At 70.1% G+C, this 19,449-nt stretch carries 17 protein-coding genes; 16 read left to right on the forward strand and 1 reads right to left on the reverse strand.

Annotation, left to right across the window (positions count from 1 at the left end):
* The first annotated feature begins 26 nt into the window (after positions 1 to 26).
* From DDE18_RS12095 to DDE18_RS12115, 5 genes are all read left to right on the forward strand, one after another.
* A complete protein-coding gene (locus DDE18_RS12095; RefSeq protein WP_116572537.1) occupies positions 27 to 485 on the forward strand; it encodes a MaoC family dehydratase in 459 nt (152 codons plus the stop codon).
* Positions 486 to 490: 5 nt separating this feature from the next.
* Complete coding sequence (locus DDE18_RS12100; protein WP_116572538.1) at positions 491 to 1,456, forward strand: alpha/beta hydrolase; 966 nt, start codon at positions 491 to 493, stop codon at positions 1,454 to 1,456.
* Between the two features lies 1 nt (position 1,457).
* A complete protein-coding gene (locus tag DDE18_RS12105) occupies positions 1,458 to 2,564 on the forward strand; it encodes an aromatic ring-hydroxylating dioxygenase subunit alpha (RefSeq protein ID WP_116572539.1) in 1,107 nt (368 codons plus the stop codon).
* Positions 2,561 to 3,565, forward strand: a complete 1,005-nt coding sequence (locus DDE18_RS12110) for a PDR/VanB family oxidoreductase (protein WP_116572540.1) — start codon at positions 2,561 to 2,563, stop codon at positions 3,563 to 3,565. Before DDE18_RS12105 ends, DDE18_RS12110 begins: the two co-directional genes overlap by 4 nt.
* A 166-nt stretch (positions 3,566 to 3,731) precedes the next feature.
* The gene (locus DDE18_RS12115) at positions 3,732 to 4,775 is read left to right on the forward strand and encodes a LacI family DNA-binding transcriptional regulator (protein WP_116572541.1); all 1,044 of its coding nucleotides are present in this window, start codon (positions 3,732 to 3,734) and stop codon (positions 4,773 to 4,775) included.
* 10 nt (positions 4,776 to 4,785) lie between these two features.
* Here DDE18_RS12115 and DDE18_RS12120 read toward each other — a convergent pair whose 3' ends face one another.
* A complete protein-coding gene (locus DDE18_RS12120) occupies positions 4,786 to 5,673 on the reverse strand; it encodes a helix-turn-helix transcriptional regulator (protein WP_133241223.1) in 888 nt (295 codons plus the stop codon).
* Positions 5,674 to 5,837: 164 nt separating this feature from the next.
* Between DDE18_RS12120 and DDE18_RS12125 the strand changes: the two genes are divergently transcribed.
* From DDE18_RS12125 to mmsA, 11 genes are all read left to right on the forward strand, one after another.
* A complete protein-coding gene (locus tag DDE18_RS12125) occupies positions 5,838 to 6,830 on the forward strand; it encodes an ABC transporter substrate-binding protein (RefSeq protein WP_116572543.1) in 993 nt (330 codons plus the stop codon).
* 145 nt (positions 6,831 to 6,975) lie between these two features.
* A complete protein-coding gene (locus DDE18_RS12130; protein WP_245916648.1) occupies positions 6,976 to 8,556 on the forward strand; it encodes a sugar ABC transporter ATP-binding protein in 1,581 nt (526 codons plus the stop codon).
* Complete coding sequence (locus tag DDE18_RS12135; RefSeq protein ID WP_116572544.1) at positions 8,549 to 9,571, forward strand: ABC transporter permease; 1,023 nt, start codon at positions 8,549 to 8,551, stop codon at positions 9,569 to 9,571. Before DDE18_RS12130 ends, DDE18_RS12135 begins: the two co-directional genes overlap by 8 nt.
* Positions 9,568 to 10,578: a galactofuranose ABC transporter, permease protein YjfF gene (gene yjfF / locus DDE18_RS12140; protein WP_116572545.1), complete on the forward strand. Its 1,011-nt coding sequence runs from the start codon at positions 9,568 to 9,570 to the stop codon at positions 10,576 to 10,578. The genes DDE18_RS12135 and yjfF overlap by 4 nt, the downstream gene beginning before the upstream one ends.
* Positions 10,575 to 11,606 carry a LacI family DNA-binding transcriptional regulator gene (locus DDE18_RS12145; protein ID WP_211754532.1) on the forward strand — a complete coding sequence of 344 codons (1,032 nt, stop codon included), beginning with the start codon at positions 10,575 to 10,577 and terminating at the stop codon, positions 11,604 to 11,606. The genes yjfF and DDE18_RS12145 overlap by 4 nt, the downstream gene beginning before the upstream one ends.
* Before the next feature lie 4 nt (positions 11,607 to 11,610).
* On the forward strand, positions 11,611 to 13,317 hold the full coding sequence (gene araB, locus DDE18_RS12150; protein WP_116572547.1) for a ribulokinase: 1,707 nt from the start codon (positions 11,611 to 11,613) through the stop codon (positions 13,315 to 13,317).
* 1 nt (position 13,318) lies between these two features.
* Entirely contained in the window at positions 13,319 to 13,996 is a 678-nt protein-coding gene (locus DDE18_RS12155; RefSeq protein ID WP_116572548.1) for an L-ribulose-5-phosphate 4-epimerase, read from the forward strand.
* A 61-nt stretch (positions 13,997 to 14,057) separates the two neighbouring features.
* Positions 14,058 to 15,569: an L-arabinose isomerase gene (gene araA, locus DDE18_RS12160; RefSeq protein ID WP_425437566.1), complete on the forward strand. Its 1,512-nt coding sequence runs from the start codon at positions 14,058 to 14,060 to the stop codon at positions 15,567 to 15,569.
* 11 nt (positions 15,570 to 15,580) lie between these two features.
* Positions 15,581 to 16,576 (forward strand): aldo/keto reductase, encoded by a 996-nt coding sequence (locus DDE18_RS12165; protein WP_116572550.1) that lies wholly within the window; start codon positions 15,581 to 15,583, stop codon positions 16,574 to 16,576.
* Between the two features lie 179 nt (positions 16,577 to 16,755).
* Positions 16,756 to 17,844, forward strand: coding sequence for a multiple monosaccharide ABC transporter substrate-binding protein (gene chvE, locus DDE18_RS12170; RefSeq protein WP_116572551.1), 1,089 nt, complete (start codon positions 16,756 to 16,758; stop codon positions 17,842 to 17,844).
* Between the two features lie 73 nt (positions 17,845 to 17,917).
* The gene (gene mmsA, locus DDE18_RS12175; RefSeq protein ID WP_116572552.1) at positions 17,918 to 19,447 is read left to right on the forward strand and encodes a multiple monosaccharide ABC transporter ATP-binding protein; all 1,530 of its coding nucleotides are present in this window, start codon (positions 17,918 to 17,920) and stop codon (positions 19,445 to 19,447) included.
* Positions 19,448 to 19,449 lie beyond the last annotated feature (2 nt).

Here is a 19,449-nt window from a genome sequence, read left to right on the forward strand (position 1 = left end):
GCACCACCACGACCCATGGAGGCCCCATGACCACGATCGCCCATCCCAAGGACCTGCTGACCATGATCGGCGAGGACCTCGGCAGCAGCCCCTGGCTCGACGTGACCCAGGAACGGATCAACCTGTTCGCCGACGCCACCGACGACCACCAGTGGATCCACGTCGACGTCGAGCGGGCCAAGGACGGCCCCTTCGGCGGACCGATCGCCCATGGCTACCTCACGCTGTCGCTGCTGATCCCGCTCTGGACCGAGATCCTCGTCATCGAGGAGATCGACATGGCCGTCAACTATGGCCTGAACAAGGTGCGATTCCCCGCACCCGTGCCTGCCGGGTCCCGGGTCCAGGTGAGCGCCACCCTCGCCGACGCCGAGGAGGTCCCCGGCGGCGGAATCCAGGCGACGATCGACACCGTCATGCGGGTCGAGAATGCCGACAAGCCGGTCTGCATCGCGCAGATGGTCCACCGCTACTACAAGGCGTGATCCGGATGACCCACGCCTACGACCAAGAGCTCGCCCCCTGGGCCCCGGCCTTCGCGCAGCTGTCTTTCGCCGACATCCCGGCCGCCCGCGCCGGGGAGGCGGAGCTGATCGCGGCGCTGCCGCCGTACGAAGCGCCCGTCCCGCTGCACACCGACGAGCTGCTGGTCCCGGGGCCGGAGGGTGCTCCCGAGGTCCGGGTGCGTCGATACCGCCCTGCCGACCACGAGGGGCCCCTCCCCGCGCTGGTCTACATCCACGGCGGCGGCTTCGTCGTCGGCAGCCTCGACCTCTACGACGCCGACTGCCGGCGGATCGCGGCCGAGGTCGGCGCGGTGGTGTTCTCGGTGGACTACCGGCTGGCACCGGAGCACCCGTTCCCGGCCGGGCTCGAGGACTGCTATGCCACCCTGGTCTGGGTCGCGGAGAACGCCGGCGACCTCGGTGTCGACCCGGACCGGATCGCGGTCGGAGGTGAGAGCGCGGGGGGCGGCCTGAGCGCAGGCGTTGCCCTGCTGGCTCGCGACCGCAGCGGTCCGCGCCTGTGCCTGCAGTTCCTCGGCATCCCGGAGATCGACGACCGGCTCGAGACGGATTCGATGCGGTACCTAGGTGTCGGCACCCCCATCACCACCGTCGCGAACGGCGAGATCAGCTGGGACAGCTACCTCGGGGCAGGGGTGCGCGGGACCGACCGGGTCTCGCCGTACGCCGCGCCTGCGCGGGCCACCGACCTCACTGGGCTACCGCCCGCCGTGGTGACCGTGTACGAGTTCGACGCGCTCCGGGACGAGGGCATCGCCTACGCCCAACGGCTGCTCTCGGCCGGGGTGCCGACCGAGCTGCACGTCTACCCGGGGGCCTTCCACGCGTGCACCTGGCTCTCGCACGCGGCGATCTGCCAGAAGATCCTGGGCGACCTGGTCGACGCCCTGCGACGCCGGCTGCACGCGGCGGTGCCGGAGGCCGTGTGAGATGACCGAGCTGATGCCGAGCGGCAAGGTGACCGCGAAGATCTTCCCGCACCCGCTCAACGCCTGGTACGCCGCGGCCTGGGACCACGAGGTCACCAGCAAGGCCCCGATGGCACGGACCATCGCCGGGAAGCCGATGGCGCTCTACCGCACGAGGGACGGCCGCCCGGTCGCGCTCGCCGATGCCTGCTGGCACCGGCTCGCCCCGCTCTCGATGGGCAAGCTGGTCGGGAACGACGAGGTGCAGTGCCCCTACCACGGGCTGCGCTACAACTCCGCCGGTCGCTGCACGGCGATGCCGGCGCAGGAGACGGTCAACCCGAGCGCGATGGTGCCGTCGTATCCCGTCGTCGAGCGGTACCGCTACCTCTGGGTCTGGCCCGGTGACATCACCATGGCCGACCCCGACCTGATCCCCGACATGCACCAGATGGTCGACCCGGGCTGGGCCGGCGACGGCCTCACCATCGAGGCGCCCTGCAACTACCAGCTGATCCTCGACAACCTGATGGACCTCACGCACGAGGAGTTCGTGCACGGCAGCAGCATCGGGCAGGAGGAGCTGAGCGAGTCGGAGTTCCGGACCCGGCTCGAGGACGACGGCAGCGTCACCGTCGAGCGGTGGATGCTCGATGTCGAGCCGCCACCGTTCTGGCGCAAGAACATCCGGGACCGGTTCCCGGACTTCGAGGGCAGGGTCGACCGGTGGCAGATCATCCACTACTACGCGCCCTCGACGATCTGCATCGACGTCGGTGTCGCGCGCGCCGGGACCGGCGCGCCCGAGGGCGACCGGAGCCAGGGCGTCAACGGCTACGTGATGAACACGATCACCCCGGAGACCGATCGCACGTCCCACTACTTCTGGGCGTTCATGCGCAACTACCGGCTCGACAGTCAGCTGATCACCACGCAGCTGCGCGAGGGAGTGAAGGGCGTGTTCGCCGAGGACGAGGCGATGCTCGCGGCCCAGCAGGCGGCGATCGACGCCAACCCCGGGCACGAGTTCTACAGCCTCAACATCGACGCGGGCGGCATGTGGGTGCGCCGGATCCTCGACCGGATGCTCCAGGCCGAGGGCCGCGCTCTGGCCGGGTCAGCGCGATGACCAGCAGTGCCCAGCCCGACTGGTGCACCGGCCGGGTGCTCGCCACCACCCCGGTAGCACGGGACGTCCAGCGGATCACGATCGAACGCCCGGCACGGGGTCGCGCGGCGCCGGGCAGCCACCTCGACGTGCGGGTGCCCGTCGGCGACTCCACCGACGTCCGGTCCTACTCCATCGTCGAGTCCGACGACGAGGGGTTGCTGCTGACGATCAGCGTGCTCCGGGTCCCACAGTCCCGTGGCGGCTCGACCTTCATGCACTCGCTCGTCCCAGGGGACGCGCTCCAGGTGACGCAGCCGCTGCAGAACTTCCCGCTCCGCATGGGCGCCCCGCGGTACCTGTTGCTGGCGGGGGGCATCGGCATCACCGCGGTGGCGGGGATGGCGCGCGCGCTGCGCGGCGCGGGTGCCGACTACACGCTGGTGTACGTCGGCAGGAGCCGGGACCGGATGGCCTACGTCGACGAGCTGGCGCAGCTCCACGGCGAGCGGCTCGTCCTCCGGGTCGACGACGAAGGCACGCCGCTCGACGTGGCGCAGCTGGTCCGGTCAGTCGACGCGCACCCCTTGCGTGGCGCGACCGAGCTCTACATGTGCGGGCCGATCCGGCTGATGGACGCCGTACGCCGGGAATGGGAGGCAGCCGCACTGCCGCCGGTCAACCTCCGCTACGAGACCTTCGGCAGCAGCGGCTGGTTCCAGCCCGTGGAGTTCGTGGTCAGCGTCCCGCAACGTCAGGTGCAGACGACCGTGCGCACCGACGAGACCGTCCTCGAGGCACTGATCCGTGCCGGTGTCGACCTCATGTACGACTGCCGCAAGGGCGAGTGCGGGCTGTGCCTGCTGGACGTCGACGCTGTCGACGGCGTGCTCGATCACCGCGATGTCTTCCTCAGCGCCGCCCAGAAGAACTGTGGGCGGTCGTTGTCCACGTGCGTGTCCCGAGTGGCCGCTCCCGAGGGCTCGAGCACGAGGCCGTGGGTCTCGCTCATGCTCCCGTGAACCAACTCCTGGGCACTCTCGACCGACCGACGGCCTCAACACGGGTGCACCACGGTGCTGGTGCCGGCATGGAACCAGGGGCACCGGGGTAGGAGCAGGAACGCGGCCTGCCCCGGGCGCCGCAAGACGGGTCGCGATGCAGCGGGCACCGCCATAGGATGCGCGCATGGCTGAGCAGCGGGGGCAGCAGAGGGGCGCGCCGCGCTCGCCGAGCATGGCGCAGGTCGCCCAGCGGGCGGGTGTGTCGCACCAGACCGTCTCCCGGGTGCTCAATGACGCTTCCCTGGTGAAGGAGGAGACGCGCCTCCGGGTGCTGGCCGCCATCGAGGAGCTCGGCTACCGCCGCAACTTCGCGGCCCGGCTCCTCGCCACGAACCGGTCGCGCCGGATCGGGGTGGTCTCGGCGCACCTGGTCCTCCACGGGCCGAGCATGATCGCGTCTGCGGTGCAGGAGGCCGGCCAGGCGGAGGGATACGACGTGTCCCTGATCGGGCTGTCGGAGTTCTCCGTCGAGGCCCTCGAGAGTGCGGTCGACCGGTTGTGTGACCAGGCTGTGGAGGCGATCGTCGTCGCCGTGGCCCACCGGGAGGCAGCCGAGATGACGCGGGCCCTGCAGCTGCCCATCCCCGTCGTGATCGTGCAGGGGGTCGTCGCGGGGCAGCCGCTGACTGCCGGCATCGACCAGGAAGCAGGGGCGATCATGGGCGTGTCCCACCTGCTCGACCTGGGGCACCGTCACGTCGCCCATGTCAGTGGTCCCCGCGAATGGACCGAGGCGAGCCAGCGTCGCCTCGGCTGGCGGAGGGCGCACGAGGAGCGAGGCCTGTTGCCGGGACCGGAGCTCGACGGCGACTGGTCGCCCGCCAGCGGCTACCGAGCCGGCCTGATGATCGCTGAGGACAGCGCGGTCACGGCCGTGTTCGCCGGGAACGACTCCATGGCACTGGGCCTGTTGAAGGCACTGCACGAGCGCGGCCGTCGGGTGCCGGACGACATCAGCGTCGTCGGCTTCGACAACGTGCCCGAGGCCGCCTTCTTCTGGCCTGCGCTCACGACCGTCGCCCAGGACTTCGCCGAGCTCGGCCGACGGGCCCTCAGTCTCGCGCTCGCCGCGGTGCGCGGTGACGAGGAGGCCTCCACCGACCTGATCGCTCCGAGCCTCTGTGTCAGGGAGTCGACCGCTGCACCCCGGCAGTCGCGTCCTGCCTAGGGAGTCACCGTCACCGCTCGTCCGGGTAGGCGGCGAGGAGTGCGCCCTCGGGGAGGCCGTAGAGGGCCTCGAGCCGTGCGCGCGTGCGGTGCAGTGGGCGAGCGCGACCCTGCTCCCACCCCCGGACGGTCGAGGGGTGGCACCCGCACCGCTCGGCCAGGGCACCCTGGGTCAGGCCGCTCCACTGGCGTAGCGCGACGAGTGCCTGGGGCAGGTCTCCCGGGGACCAGCGGCGCACGTCGAGCAGTGGCGGGGCGGACACGCCAGAGGCCCGGGCCACGCGGGAGACCGGTACGCCGTAGACGGCGGCCAGGCGGCGGACCGCCCAGAGGGGCGGCTGCTCCCCCCGCTCCCAGGCGCCGAGCCGGTGCCGGGTCGTGCCCACGCGCTGCGCGACGGCCGTCTGCGAGAGGCCCGTGCGTCGTCTGAGCCGACGCAGCTCGGAGGCGGGCTGCTCGCGGCGACTGGCCGGGGCATCGGCGAGGTGCCGCCGGAGTGCCGGCACCCCGATGCCCAGAAGCGCGGCCAGGTCCGGGAGGTGCTCGAGGGGGAGCCTGGCCCTGCCCGCCTCCCAGTTGTAGACGGTGGCAGGGAGCACCCCCAGTCGCCGCGCCACCCGGCGGACCGGGATGCCCGCTGCCTGCCGGAGGGTCCGCAGTCCGTGCGCGCGAAGGCCCACCGACGGCTCGGCGGTCGGACGAGCCTCGTCGAAGAAGCCGGCCACCATCGACGTCTCCAGGTCGAGCGTGCTCGCAAGCGCCTTGACGTGGCCCGGTCCCGGCAGGCGCTCGCGGCGCTCCCATCGCAGCACCGACATCGGATGGACGTCCAGGCGGCGGGCCACGTCCTCGGCGGACAGGGCCCGGTGCTCGCGCTGGTCGCGGAGGAACGTGTTCACGGGAGCTCCCTGATGAGAGTGCGGGCCCAAGGGTGAACGTTCACATTCTGTGTGGAAGATTCTCCCCAGAGGGCTTGACTCGCGTAATGTTAGCGCTCACACTCGACGCACAGTGACACCGGTCACACCGGGCGAGACAGCCCCTTTCACTTGGAGGAAGACCAGTGCTGAAGAAGACCCTGATCGCCGTCAGCGCGATCCCCCTGACCACCCTGGCGCTGACCTCGTGCGGCTCTGACTCGGCCGCCGGGGGGACCGATGACGACGGCACGATCACCATGGGCTTCGCCCAGGTGGGCGCCGAAAGCGGCTGGCGCACCGCGAACACCAAGTCGATCCAGGAGACCGCGGAGGCGGAAGGGATCGACCTGAAGTTCTCCGACGCCCAGCAGAAGCAGGAGAACCAGATCAAGGCGATCCGCTCCTACATCCAGCAGAAGGTCGACATCATCGCCTTCAGCCCCGTGGTCGAGACCGGCTGGGACACCGTCCTGCTGGAGGCCAAGCGGGCCGGCATCCCGGTGATCCTCACCGACCGCGCGGTGGACTCCGAGGACACCTCCCTGTACGAGACCTTCCTCGGCTCGGACTTCGTGCTCGAGGGCGAGAAGGCCGGCGAGTGGCTGGTCGAGAACGCCGCGGAGGCCGACGTCGACGGCGACGGCGACGTCAACGTCGTCGAGCTGCAGGGCACGACCGGTGCCGCCCCGGCGATCGACCGCAAGACCGGCTTCGAGAGCGCCATCGCCGCGGACGACTCGATCAGCATCGGCGCCTCGCAGACCGGTGACTTCACCCGCGACGGCGGCAAGAAGGTCATGGAGGCGTTCCTGAAGTCCGAGGACGGGATCGACGTGGTCTTCGCCCACAACGACGACATGGGCCTGGGCGCCATCGAGGCGATCGAGGCCGCCGGCCTGACCCCTGGCAAGGACGTCAAGATCATCACCATCGACGCCGTCAAGGACGGCATGGCGGCTCTCGCCGAGGGCAAGATCAGCTTCATCGTCGAGTGCAACCCGCTCCTCGGTCCCCAGCTGATGGACCTCGCCAAGAAGGTCCTCGCGGGCGAGGAGGTCCCCGAGCGGGTCGTGACCGAGGAGACCACCTTCACCCAGGAGCAGGCCAAGGAAGTCCTGCCCGAGCGGCAGTACTGATCGGCGCGCGGCCCGTGCCCCGCACGGGCCGCGCCCCAGTCACTCGGGTGACGAGGTCCGCGCGACGTGCATCGGGCCCGTCCGGACTGTCCGGCCGGGCCCGACACCACGCACGCGGAGACAGGCAGAGCCAGAGAGGATCGAGATGACCCAGATGGAGACGCAGCCGGCGGCCATCGCCCCAGGGCGGGTGGAGCCGCACCCTGTGATCGAGATGCGCGACATCACCATCGCCTTCGGCGGTGTGCGGGCCCTCGACGGTGTGGGGCTCAGGCTCTTCCCCGGAGAGGTGCACGCGCTGATGGGCGAGAACGGCGCCGGGAAGTCGACCCTGATCAAGGCGCTCACCGGTGTCTACTCCATCGACTCCGGCTCGATCCTCATCGACGGCGAGGAGCACACGTTCTCCACGCCGGCCGCCGCCCAGGGTGCGGGGATCAGCACGGTCTACCAGGAGGTCAACCTGGTGCCGAACCTCACCGTCGCGGAGAACATGCTGCTCGGTCGCGAGCCACGCAAGCTCGGGCGGATCGACGTGCGCGCCATGAACCGGCGGGCCCAGGAGACCCTGGACCGGCTCGGGCTGGACATCTCCCCGACGTCAGTGCTCGGCGAGCACCCCATCGCCGTCCAGCAGCTCGTGGCCATCGCCCGGGCGGTGGACGTGGAGGCCCGCGTCCTGATCCTCGACGAGCCCACCTCCAGCCTCGACGCCGACGAGGTGGAGAAGCTCTTCGAGGTGATGCGCAGCCTGCGTGACCACGGCGTCGCCATCGTCTTCGTCTCCCACTTCCTGGACCAGATCTACGAGATCTCCGACCGGATGACGATCCTGCGCAACGGCACGCTCGTCGGCGAGCGGATGGTGGCGGAGACGACCCAGCTCGAGCTGGTCAAGCTGATGATCGGCCGCGAGCTCGAGGTGCTCGAGCGGATCGACCGTGAGGTGGCGGCCACCGAGGCGATCAAGTCGGGGCAGCCGGTGATGAAGGCCCTCGGCCTGAGCCGCAAGGGCGCGTTGCAGGCGGTGGACCTCGAGCTCTACGAGGGCGAGGTCATCGGGCTCGCCGGCCTCCTCGGCTCCGGTCGCACCGAGCTCGCCCGACTGCTCTTCGGTGCGGACACCGCCGACGCCGGCGAGCTGCAGGTCGGCTCGAAGACCCGGCGCCTGCGCAGCCCCCGCCATGCCATCGACCGCCGGATCGCGTTCTCCAGCGAGAACCGGCGCTCCGAGGGGGTGATCGAGGACCTCACCGTCGCCGACAACATGCTGCTGGCGCTGCAGGCCTCCCGCGGCTGGCTGCGGCCGATCCCGCGGGCCGAGCGGAGCAGGCTCGTCAGCAAGTACATCGAGACCCTCGACATCCGCCCGGCCAACCCGCAGGCGCTGATGCGCAACCTCTCCGGGGGCAACCAGCAGAAGGTCCTGCTCGCCAGGTGGCTCATCACCCAGCCGAGGATCCTGATCCTCGACGAGCCGACGCGAGGCATCGACATCGGCGCCAAGGCCCAGATCCAGCAGGTCGTCGCAGACCTGGCTCGCGACGGCATGTCCGTCGTCTTCATCTCCTCAGAGCTCGAGGAGGTGCTGCGCCTCAGCGACCGGCTCGTCGTGATGCGCGACCGCCGGAAGATCGACGAACGCCCCAACCAGGACGTGAGCGTGAGCGACGTCCTCGAGATCATCGCGGGCTCGGCTCGCGCCGAGGAGGCAACCCGTGCGTAAGGTCCTCGCCCACCAGCTCGTCTGGCCGACCACCGCGCTCGCCGTCCTGCTGTTGGTCAACGTCATCGCCACACCGACCTTCTTCGACATCCGGATGCAGGACGGCCACCTCTACGGCAGCCTCATCGACATCCTGCGCAACGGTGCTCCCGTGCTCCTCGTCGCCCTCGGCATGACGTTGGTCATTGCGACGCGAGGCATCGACCTGTCGGTCGGAGCGGTTGCTGCGATCTCCGGAGCGGTCGCCTGTGTCTACATCGCCGGCAGCCCGGAGCAGGGCGCTGCCTCGACCGCGATCGTCGCCTGCTCGATCGCCCTCGCCGTCTGCGTGGGCCTCGGTCTCTGGAACGGGTTCCTCGTCAGCGTCCTCGGCATCCAGCCGATCATCGCCACCCTGGTCCTGATGACCGCGGGCCGCGGCCTGGCGATGCTCGTCACCGACGGCCAGATCACGACGGTCAACAACGACGCGTTCAAGCGGATCGGCGCCGGGTTCGTCCTGACGGTGCCGCTGTCGATCGTCATCGCGCTTGGTGTCTTCTGCCTGGCGGCCCTCGTCACGCGTCGTACGGCGCTCGGGATGCTCATCGAGTCGGTGGGCATCAACCCGGAGGCCAGCCGCCTCGCCGGCGTGCGCTCGCGGACGATCATCTGGACCGTCTACGTCTTCGGGGCCTTCTGCGCTGGCGTCGCGGGGCTCATGATCGCCTCCAACACGAGCGCCGCGGACGCCAACAGCGCCGGACTGTGGATCGAGCTCGACGCGATCCTGGCCGTCGTCATCGGCGGGACCTCGCTGGCTGGCGGCCGCTTCTCCCTCAGCGGGATGCTCGTCGGCGCGCTCTTCATCACCACCCTCGCGACGACCATCCCGACCATCGGCATCCCCGCCGAGACCAACTATCTCTTCAAGGCCGTCGTCGTCATCGTCGTGTGCCTGATCCAGTCACCCAAGGCCCGCGCCGCCCTGTGGGTCCGGCGGACCGCACCGCTCGCAGGAAGGGCCACAGCATGACCGCCACCACTGCCACCCCCGGCGACCTCTCGGTCTGGGACCGTGTCAGGGGCTACTCCCCGTCCTCGCGCCACCTCCCCGTCCTCGCCACCCTCGCCCTGTTCGTAGGCATGTTCGGCGCCGGTGGGATCCGCTACGAGGGCTTCGCCGACCCCCAGGTCGTGCTCACCCTGTTCGTCGACAACGCGTTCCTCATCGTGCTGGCCGTCGGGATGACCTTCGTGATCCTGACCGGCGGGATCGACCTCTCGGTTGGGTCGGTGGTCGCGCTCTCCACGATGATCGCCGCCTCCACGCTCGAGGCCGGCTGGCCGCCGGCGGCCGCCATGGCCGCCGTGCTGCTGGCCGGAACAGCCCTCGGCACGCTGATGGGCCTGGTGATCCACTACTTCGACATCCAGCCCTTCATCGCGACGCTCGCGGGCATGTTCCTCGCCAGAGGGCTCTGCTACCTCATCAGCGTCGACTCGATCCCGATCCGCGACGACACGTTCTTCGCCATCGCGGCGCACCAGTTCACCCTTCCGGGCGGCTACTTCATCACCCCGACGGTCCTCGTGGCGCTGGCGGCCGTCGCGCTGGCGGCCTACGTGCTGCACCGCACGCGCTTCGGCCGCACCGTCTACGCCATCGGCGGCAGCGAGAGCTCCGCCATGCTGATGGGGCTGCGCGTCGCGCGCACCAAGGTCGGGGTCTACGCGATCAGCGGCTTCTGCGCCGCGCTCGCGGGCCTGCTGTTCTCCCTCTACACGTTGTCGGGATACAGCCTGCACGCCCTCGGCATGGAGCTGGACGCGATCGCCGCGGTGGTGATCGGCGGGACGCTGCTCACCGGAGGCCGGGGGCTCGTGGTCGGCTCCATGCTGGGAGTGCTGGTGCTCGGCACCATCCAGACGTTCATCTCGTTCGACGGCACGCTCAGCTCCTGGTGGACCAAGATCGTCATCGGGTCGCTGGTCCTCGTCTTTGTCGTCATCCAGCGCGTGATGACCAGGCGGCAGCCGTGACCACGAGCAGTCCACGACCACCCGAGCGCACCCCGGTGATGGCCGACGTCGCCAGGCTCGCCGGGGTGTCGCACCAGACGGTGTCCCGGGTCATCAACGGGCAGAACAACCTGAGGCCCGCCACCCGCGAGAAGGTGGAGCAGGCGATCCGCCAGCTGGGCTACCGCCCGAACTCTGCAGCCCGGGCGCTGGTGACCCGACGTTCGGGGACGATCGGCGTGATCGGCTCCAAGAGCGGCTACTGGGGACCCTCCACCGTGCACCGCACGATCCAGGCCGCCGGTCGCGACGCCGGCTACTTCGTCAGCTCGGTCAACCTGCAGAGCCTCACGCGCGAGGAGCTGCTCGACGCGATCGACCACCTCCGCGACCAGAGCGTCGAGGGGATCGTGCTGATCTCCGCGACCGACGACGCGCTCGAGGTGGCCCGGGCCCAGGAGCACCTCGGTGTCCCTGTCGTGGTCGTCGAGGGCGACCCGGACAAGACTCGCTGGACCGTCGGCGTCGACCAGGTCGCCGGTGCCGAGCTCGGCACCCGGCACCTCATCGAGCTGGGCCACACCGACATCGTCCACCTCGCCGGGCCGCCGTCCTGGACCGAGGCACGCGCCCGTCATCGCGGCTGGCAGAACGCCATGTACGACGCGGGATTGCGTCCGTCGCAGCAGGTCACCGGTGACTGGTCGGCTGCCAGCGGCTTCGAGGCCGGTCGGGAGATCGCCGCCCGGGATGACGTCACCGCGGTCTTCTGCGCCAACGACCAGATGGCGCTCGGCCTGCTCCGTGCGCTGACCGAGGCCGGGCGGTCGGTGCCGGGCGAGGTGAGCGTCGTCGGCTTCGACGACATCCCCGAGGCGGCGTACCTCATCCCGCCGCTGACCACCGTGAGCCAGGACTTCCAGGCTGTCGGCCGCCGGGCGATCGAGATCCTCCAGGCCGCGCTTGCGGACCAGACCCCGCCCGACCGACTGATCGGTCCCGAGCTCGTGGTGCGCGCCAGCAGTGCCGCACCTGTCGAAAGGAACTAGCTAGATGCCCCAGCAGGAGACCGACGAGCAGTACGTCGTCGGCGTCGACTACGGCACGCTCTCCGGACGCGCGGTCGTCGTCCGCGTCCGGGACGGGGCGGAGGTGGGCACCGCGGTGCACGCCTACCCGCACGCCGTCCTGGAAGCCTCCCTGCCGGCCTCCCTCGCCGGCAGCGAGCGTCCGCTTCCACCGGAGTGGGCGCTGCAGGTGCCCGAGGACTACCGCGAGGTGCTGCGGGTCGCCGTGCCCGCCGCCGTCGCCGCCGCGGGCATCGAGCCGTCGCAGGTGATCGGGATCGCCACGGACTTCACGGCCTGCACCATGGTGCCGACGCTGGCGGACGGGACGCCGCTCAACGAGGTCGACGGCCTCGCGGACCGGCCCCACGCCTACGTCAAGTTGTGGAAGCACCACGCGGCGCAGGGGCAGGCCGACCGGATCAACGAGCTCGCGCGGCAGCGCGGCGAGTCCTGGCTGCCGCGGTACGGCGGTCTGATCTCGTCGGAGTGGGAGTTCGCCAAGGGGCTGCAGCTGTTCGAGGAGGACCGCGAGGTCTATGACCGCATGGACCACTGGGTCGAGGCGGCCGACTGGATCGTCTGGCAGCTCTGCGGCAGCTACGTCCGCAACGCGTGCACCGCCGGTTACAAGGGCATCCGCCAGGACGGTGAGTATCCGAGCCCCGGCTTCCTGGCCGAGCTGGCCCCCGGGTTCGGGTCCTTCGTCTCCGACAAGGTCGACCACCCCATCGGCGAGCTGGGTGACCTGGCCGGCGTGCTGAGCGCCGAGGCTGCCGGCTGGACCGGCCTTCCCGAGGGCATCGCCGTCGCGGTCGGCAATGTCGACGCGCACGTCACCGCGCCGGCCGCACAGGCTGTCGGTGCCGGCCAGATGGTCGCGATCATGGGCACCTCGACGTGTCACGTGATGAGCGCGGACGTGCTCCGCGAGGTGCCCGGGATGTGCGGCGTCGTCGACGGCGGCATCGTGTCCGGGCTCTGGGGCTACGAGGCAGGGCAGAGCGGGGTGGGCGACATCTTCGGGTGGTTCACCCGGACCGGCGTGCCCGCGGCGTACACGGAGGCCGCCGTCGCGGCCGGCGAGTCGGTGCACGAGCACCTGACCCGGCTGGCGTCCCGGCAGGAGGTCGGCGAGCACGGCCTGGTGGCGCTCGACTGGCACTCGGGCAACCGCTCGGTGCTCGTCGACCACGAGCTGTCCGGCGTCCTGGTCGGCCAGACCCTCGCAACCCGCCCCGAGGACATCTACCGGGCGCTGCTGGAGGCCACCGCCTTCGGGACCCGGGTCATCGTGGAGACCTTCCGTGACAGTGGCGTGCCGGTGGAGGAGTTCATCGTGGCCGGCGGACTGGCGAAGAACGCGCTGCTGATGCAGATCTATGCCGACGTGACCCGCCTGCCCCTGTCGATCATCGACTCCGAGCAGGGACCGGCCCTCGGCTCCGCCATCCATGCGGCCGTGGCGGCCGGCGCATACCCCGACGTCCCGACCGCGGCCAAGCAGATGGGCAAGCTGCGGCGCAACGTCTTCCTGCCCGACGAGGCCAGGGCCCAGGCGTACGACGCGTTGTTCGAGCACTACGTCGCGCTGCACGACCACTTCGGGCGCAGCACCACGACGTTGCGGCGGCTCAAGGCGATCCGCCGGGAAGCGATCGGCCGTCGCCTGGCCGCGAAGGAGGTCGACTGACATGACCGTCGTCACCGAGGTGCACGAGACGATCCGCACCCTGCGCCGCGAGGTGTGCCTGCTCCACGAGCAGCTCACCCGCTACCAGCTGGTGGTGTGGACAGCAGGCAACGTGAGCGCCCGGGTGCCCGGGCATGACCTCCTGGTCATCAAGCCCAGCGGGGTCTCCTACGACGAGCTCACACCGGAGAACATGGTCGTCTGCGACCTCGACGGCCGGGTGGTCGAGGGCGAGCACGCTCCCTCGTCCGACACCGAGGCCCAGGCCTACGTCTACCGCGAGATGCCCGAGGTCGGCGGGGTCGTGCACACCCACTCGACGTATGCCACCGCCTGGGCCGCCCGCGGCGAGCCGGTGCCGTGCGTGCTCACGATGGGGGCCGACGAGTTCGGGGGCGAGATCCCGGTGGGCCCCTTCGCGATCATCGGCGACGACTCGATCGGCCGCGGCATCGTCGAGACGCTGCGTGGCAGCCGCTCCCCGGCCGTCCTGATGCGCAACCACGGCGTGTTCACGATCGGCGCGACCGCGAAGGCGGCTGTGAAGGCAGCGGTGATGTGTGAGGACGTCGCCCGCACGGTGCACATCTCCCGTCAGCTCGGCGAGCCCCTCAGGATCGACCAGCACCACGTCGATGCCCTCTTCGACCGCTACCAGAATGTCTACGGCCAGCGCTGAGCCGCCGGCCACCACCCACAAGTGCGGCCCGCCTCGGGCGGTCCGTGATCCCGGAGGAAGCATGAGCATGACGTCCACCCCCGTTCCGCAGGTCTGGTTCCTCACCGGGAGCCAGGGGCTCTACGGCCCGGAGACGCTGGACCAGGTCGCGTCGCAGTCGCAGGGGATCGTCACACGCCTGGTCGAGCTGGCGGACCTGCCCGTCGACGTGGTGTGGAAGCCGGTACTGCTCGACGCCGCCTCGATCCACCGGCAGATGCTGGAGGCCAACTCCGATCCCTCCTGCGTCGGCATCATCGCCTGGATGCACACCTTCTCCCCGGCGAAGATGTGGATCGCCGGCCTCGACGCGCTGCAGAAGCCGCTGCTGCACCTGCACACCCAGGCCGGCATGGCGCTGCCGTGGTCCACGATCGACATGGACTTCATGAACCTCAACCAGGCCGCCCACGGCGACCGCGAGTTCGGCTACATCCAGTCCCGGCTCGGTGTGCTGCGCAAGACGGTGGCCGGCCACGTGGAGTCGCCGGTGGTCGCCGAGCGGATCTCCCAATGGACCCGCGCGGCGCTGGGACGGCACGAGCTGCGGCACCTCAGGCTGGCGCGCTTCGGCGACAACATGCGCGACGTCGCGGTGACCGAGGGTGACAAGGTCGAGGCCCAGCTGAGGTTCGGCGTCTCGGTGAACACCTACGGCGTCAACGACCTCGTCGCCGTCGTCGACGAGGTCGCCGAGCACGAGGTCGACAAGCTCGTGACCGAGTACGCCGACACCTACCGGGTGGCCCCCGAGCTCCTGCCGACCGGGGACCGGCACGCCTCCCTGCGCGACGGCGCCCGCATCGAGCTGGGCATGCGCGCCTTCCTCTCCGACGGGGGTTTCCACGCCTTCACCACGAACTTCGAGGACCTGGGCGGGCTCCGCCAGCTCCCCGGCCTGGCCGTGCAGCGGCTGATGGCCGACGGCTACGGCTTCGGCGGTGAGGGCGACTGGAAGACATCGGTGCTGCTGCGCGCGACCAAGGTCATGGGCGCCGGGCTGCCGGGAGGCACGTCCTTCATGGAGGACTACACCTACCACCTGGTCCCCGGCGAGGAGAAGATCCTCGGCGCGCACATGCTCGAGGTCTGTCCCACGATCACCACGCAGCAGCCCTCGCTCGAGGTCCACCCGCTCTCGATCGGTGGACGCGAGGACCCGGTGCGTCTCCGGTTCACGGCCGACCCGGGCCCCGCGGTGGTCGCCGGCCTGTCCGACCTCGGCGACCGGTTCCGGCTCACGGTCAACGAGATCGACGTCGTCGAGCCGGACGAGGCGTTGCCCCGCCTGCCCGTGGCCTGCGCGGTGTGGGAGCCGCGCCCGTCCCTGTCGACCTCGGCCGAGGCGTGGCTGATGGCCGGTGCGCCGCACCACACGGTGCTGTCCAAGGCCGTCGGCGTCGAGGTGCTGGCGGACTTCGCCGAGATGACCGGCACCGAGATCGTGATCATCGACGCCGAGACCACGACGCGCTCCTTCCAGCGCGAGCTGCGCTGGAGCGCCGCCTACCATCGGCTCGCCGAGGGCCTGTGAGAGGGCCGGGCATGGAGCAGCGCATCCTGGGCCGGACCGGCCGCTCGGTCTCGGTCGTGGGTCTCGGCACCTGGCAGCTGGGTGCCGACTGGGGGGAGGTGTCGGAGCACGACGCACGCGCGGTGCTCGAGGCGTCCGCCGAGGCCGGAGTCACGTTCTACGACACCGCCGACGTCTACGGCGACGGCCGCAGCGAGCAGATCATCGGCCGCTTCGTCGCGGCCCATCCCGACGACGGCCTCATCGTCGCCACCAAGATGGGTCGACGCGCGGCGCAGGTGCCGGACAGCTACGTCGAGGCGAGCTTCCGGGCCTGGATCGACCGGTCCCGCACCAACCTCGGCACCGACCGGCTCGACCTGGTGCAGCTGCACTGCCCGCCCAGCGAGGTGATCCGGAGCGACGCGACGTACGACGTCCTGGACGCCCTCGTCGAGGAGGGGCTGGTCGCCGCCTACGGCGTCAGCGTCGAGACGGTCGACCAGGCGCTCAGCGCGATCGCCCGGCCGCACGTCGCGTCGGTGCAGATCATCCTCAACGCGTTCCGGTTGAAACCGCTCGACGAGGTGCTCCCGGCCGCTGCCGCGGCAGGCGTGGGGATCATCGCGCGCGTCCCGCTCGCCTCGGGCCTCCTGTCGGGGAAGTACGACCTGGACACGACGTTCGCGCCGGACGACCACCGCACCTACAACCGCGACGGCAGTGCCTTCGACGTCGGCGAGACCTTCTCCGGCGTGGACTACCCGACCGGGGTCGTGGCGGCGCGCGAGCTCGCCGAGCTCGTCGCGACGATCGGGCCGGCCGGGCTCACGCCGGCGCAGGTGGCGATCGCCTGGGCGTGGCAGCAACCCGGCGTGACGACGGTGATCCCGGGCGCCCGCAACCTCGCCCAGGCGCGCGCCAACGCCGCGGCCGGGGTCGCCGGGCGGTTGAGCCCGGACCTCCTGGCCGGATTCCGGAGCATCTACGACCGGCACGTCCGCGACGCGGTCCATGGTCGCTGGTGATCTGACGGGCGGGTGGACGGACACTTGACACCAAAAATGTGAACGCTCACAGTTCTGTGGCCGCCGTGATAGGCGTCACCACAGTGCAGGGGGAACGACCGGGCCCGAGTGGAGCCAGGGGCCGGTCACCGCAGGGCACGGGACGGACCCGGCCCGCATGGAGTGAATGGAGAAGGTTCTTGCGCAAGCTACTCATCACCGTCGCTGCAGGAGGTCTTGCCCTGAGCCTGGCGGCGTGCGGAGGCGACGACGACAGCGCCGCCGCCGCCAGCGAGTCGGGCGGCGGCGGCACCATCGGCGTCGCGATGCCGACCAAGTCCTCGGAGCGCTGGATCGCCGACGGCAACAACATCAAGTCCCAGCTGGAGGAGGCCGGCTACGAGGTCGACCTCCAGTACGCCGAGGACGACATCCCCACCCAGGTCTCGCAGGTCGAGAACATGGTGACCAAGGGCGTCGACGTCCTCGTCATCGCCGCCATCGACGGCACGGCCCTCGGTGAGGTCCTCGACACCGCGGAGAGCCAGGAGATCGAGGTCATCGCCTACGACCGGCTGATCCGGGACTCCGAGGCGGTCGACTACTACTCCACCTTCGACAACTTCCAGGTCGGCGTCCAGCAGGCCGAGTCCCTCGTCAAGGGGCTGGAGGAGCGCGGCAAGGCGCCGTACAACGTGGAGCTGTTCGCCGGCTCGCCCGACGACAACAACGCGACGTTCTTCTGGGAAGGCGCCATGTCGGTGCTGCAGCCGATGATCGACTCCGGCGACATCGTGGTGCCCTCGAAGCAGACCGACTTCGACCAGGCCGCGATCCTGCGCTGGGACCCGGCCACCGCGCAGAAGCGGATGGAGGACATCCTGACCGGCACCTACGCCAGCGAGACGGTCGAGGGCGTCCTCTCGCCGTACGACGGGCTCTCGCTCGGCATCATCGCCGCCCTGCAGGGCAACGGCTACGGCGGCGGCGGCAAGGACCTTCCGGTCGTCACCGGGCAGGACGCCGAGGTGCAGTCCGTCAAGTCGATCCTCGCGGACGAGCAGTACTCCACGATCTTCAAGGACACGCGCGAGCTGGCCGCGGTCACCGTGGACATGATCAAGGCCGTCGAGGCCGGCGAGGAGCCCGAGGTCAACGACACCGAGACCTACGACAACGGCGTCAAGGTCGTGCCGTCCTACCTCCTCGAGCCGGTGCCGGTGGAGAAGGCCGACGTCCAGAAGGTGCTCGTCGACTCGGGCTACTACACCGAGGACGAGCTCAAGTGACCCCGGGGCGGGCCCGGCGATCCCGGGCCCGCCCCCACACCGGCCCGGACTCCGGGCCCGAGAGGCAGGGACGATGGCGCAGCCCATCCTCGAGATGCGTTCGATCACCAAGCGATTCCCCGGCGTGCTGGCGCTCTCGGACGTCAACCTCACCGTCGAGCGGGGCGAGATCCACGCCATCTGCGGTGAGAACGGCGCGGGCAAGTCGACGCTGATGAAGGTGCTCAGCGGCGTCTACCCACACGGCTCCTACGAGGGTGACATCGTCTTCGAGGGGGAGCCGGTCTCGTTCAAGGACATCCGGCACAGCGAGCAGCTGGGCATCGTGATCATCCACCAGGAGCTCGCGCTGATCCCCGAGCTGTCGATCGCGGAGAACATCTTCCTCGGCAACGAGACCGCCACCCGTGGCGTCATCAACTGGGACGAGGCCAACCACCGGGCCATCGAGCTGATGGCCCGGGTGGGCCTCCGGGAGAACCCGCTCACGCCCGTCAAGCACCTCGGCATCGGCAAGCAGCAGCTGGTCGAGATCGCCAAGGCGTTGAGCAAGGACGTCAAGCTCCTCATCCTCGACGAGCCCACGGCGGCCCTCAACGACGACGACTCCACCCACCTCCTCGACCTGCTCAAGGGACTGCAGGGCAAGGGCATCACCTCGATCATGATCAGCCACAAGCTCAACGAGATCGAGCGCGTCGCGGACTCGATCACCATCATCCGCGACGGCCGGACCATCGAGACGCTGCACGTCAGCGAGGGCGCCGTCGACGAGGACCGGATCATCCGGGGCATGGTCGGCCGCGACCTCGCACACCGCTTCCCCGACCACATCCCGCAGATCGGCGAGGTGCTGTTCGAGGTCCGCGACTGGAGCGTCGGACATCCGCACGACCACAGCCGCCTCGTCATCCAGGGCGCCAACCTGAAGGTCCGCCGGGGCGAGATCGTCGGCATCGCCGGACTGATGGGGGCGGGCCGGACCGAGCTGGCACGCAGCATCTTCGGACGCTCCTACGGCAGCAACCACTCGGGCGCCATGTTCCTCGACGGCCGCGAGATCCACCTCCGGTCGGTGCACCACGCGATCCGGGCCGGCATCGCCTACGTCAGCGAGGACCGCAAGGGCCTCGGCCTCAACCTGCTCGACGACATCAAGACCTCGATCAGCTCGGCGGCGCTGCACAAGCTCCGGCGGGGCTTCACAGTCGACGAGCAGGAAGAGGTCGTGGTCGCCGAGCAGTACCGCAGGAGCTTCAACATCAAGGCCCCCAGCATCGCCGCCGGCGTCCGCAAGCTGTCGGGCGGCAACCAGCAGAAGGTCGTCCTCAGCAAGTGGATGTTCACCGACCCGCAGCTGCTCATCCTCGACGAGCCGACGCGGGGCATCGACGTCGGCGCCAAGTTCGAGATCTACGGGATCATCCAGGCCCTCGCCCGCGAGGGGAAGGGCGTGCTCGTGATCTCCTCCGAGCTGCCCGAGCTGCTCGGGCTGTGCGACCGGATCTACACCCTCGCCGAGGGCGGGATCACCCATGAGTTCGACAAGGACGACGCAGACCAGGAGTCCCTGATGCGGTACATGACCGTGGACGCGAGGTAACC

Source organism: Nocardioides gansuensis (assembly GCF_003076135.1).
Classification (GTDB): Bacteria; Actinomycetota; Actinomycetes; order Propionibacteriales; family Nocardioidaceae; genus Nocardioides; species Nocardioides gansuensis.

Excerpts from the sequence above, each read along its gene's own strand:
- yjfF (WP_116572545.1), top strand. The coding sequence starts at position 9,568 with ATGACCGCCACCACTGCCACCCCCGGCGACCTCTCGGTCTGGGACCGT.
- DDE18_RS12115 (WP_116572541.1), top strand. The coding sequence starts at position 3,732 with ATGGCTGAGCAGCGGGGGCAGCAGAGGGGCGCGCCGCGCTCGCCGAGC.
- DDE18_RS12155 (WP_116572548.1), top strand. The coding sequence starts at position 13,319 with ATGACCGTCGTCACCGAGGTGCACGAGACGATCCGCACCCTGCGCCGC.
- DDE18_RS12130 (WP_245916648.1), top strand. The coding sequence starts at position 6,976 with ATGACCCAGATGGAGACGCAGCCGGCGGCCATCGCCCCAGGGCGGGTG.
- mmsA (WP_116572552.1), top strand. The coding sequence starts at position 17,918 with ATGGCGCAGCCCATCCTCGAGATGCGTTCGATCACCAAGCGATTCCCC.
- DDE18_RS12105 (WP_116572539.1), top strand. The coding sequence starts at position 1,458 with ATGACCGAGCTGATGCCGAGCGGCAAGGTGACCGCGAAGATCTTCCCG.
- DDE18_RS12100 (WP_116572538.1), top strand. The coding sequence starts at position 491 with ATGACCCACGCCTACGACCAAGAGCTCGCCCCCTGGGCCCCGGCCTTC.
- DDE18_RS12165 (WP_116572550.1), top strand. The coding sequence starts at position 15,581 with ATGGAGCAGCGCATCCTGGGCCGGACCGGCCGCTCGGTCTCGGTCGTG.
- DDE18_RS12095 (WP_116572537.1), top strand. The coding sequence starts at position 27 with ATGACCACGATCGCCCATCCCAAGGACCTGCTGACCATGATCGGCGAG.
- araB (WP_116572547.1), top strand. The coding sequence starts at position 11,611 with ATGCCCCAGCAGGAGACCGACGAGCAGTACGTCGTCGGCGTCGACTAC.
- DDE18_RS12110 (WP_116572540.1), top strand. The coding sequence starts at position 2,561 with ATGACCAGCAGTGCCCAGCCCGACTGGTGCACCGGCCGGGTGCTCGCC.
- araA (WP_425437566.1), top strand. The coding sequence starts at position 14,058 with ATGAGCATGACGTCCACCCCCGTTCCGCAGGTCTGGTTCCTCACCGGG.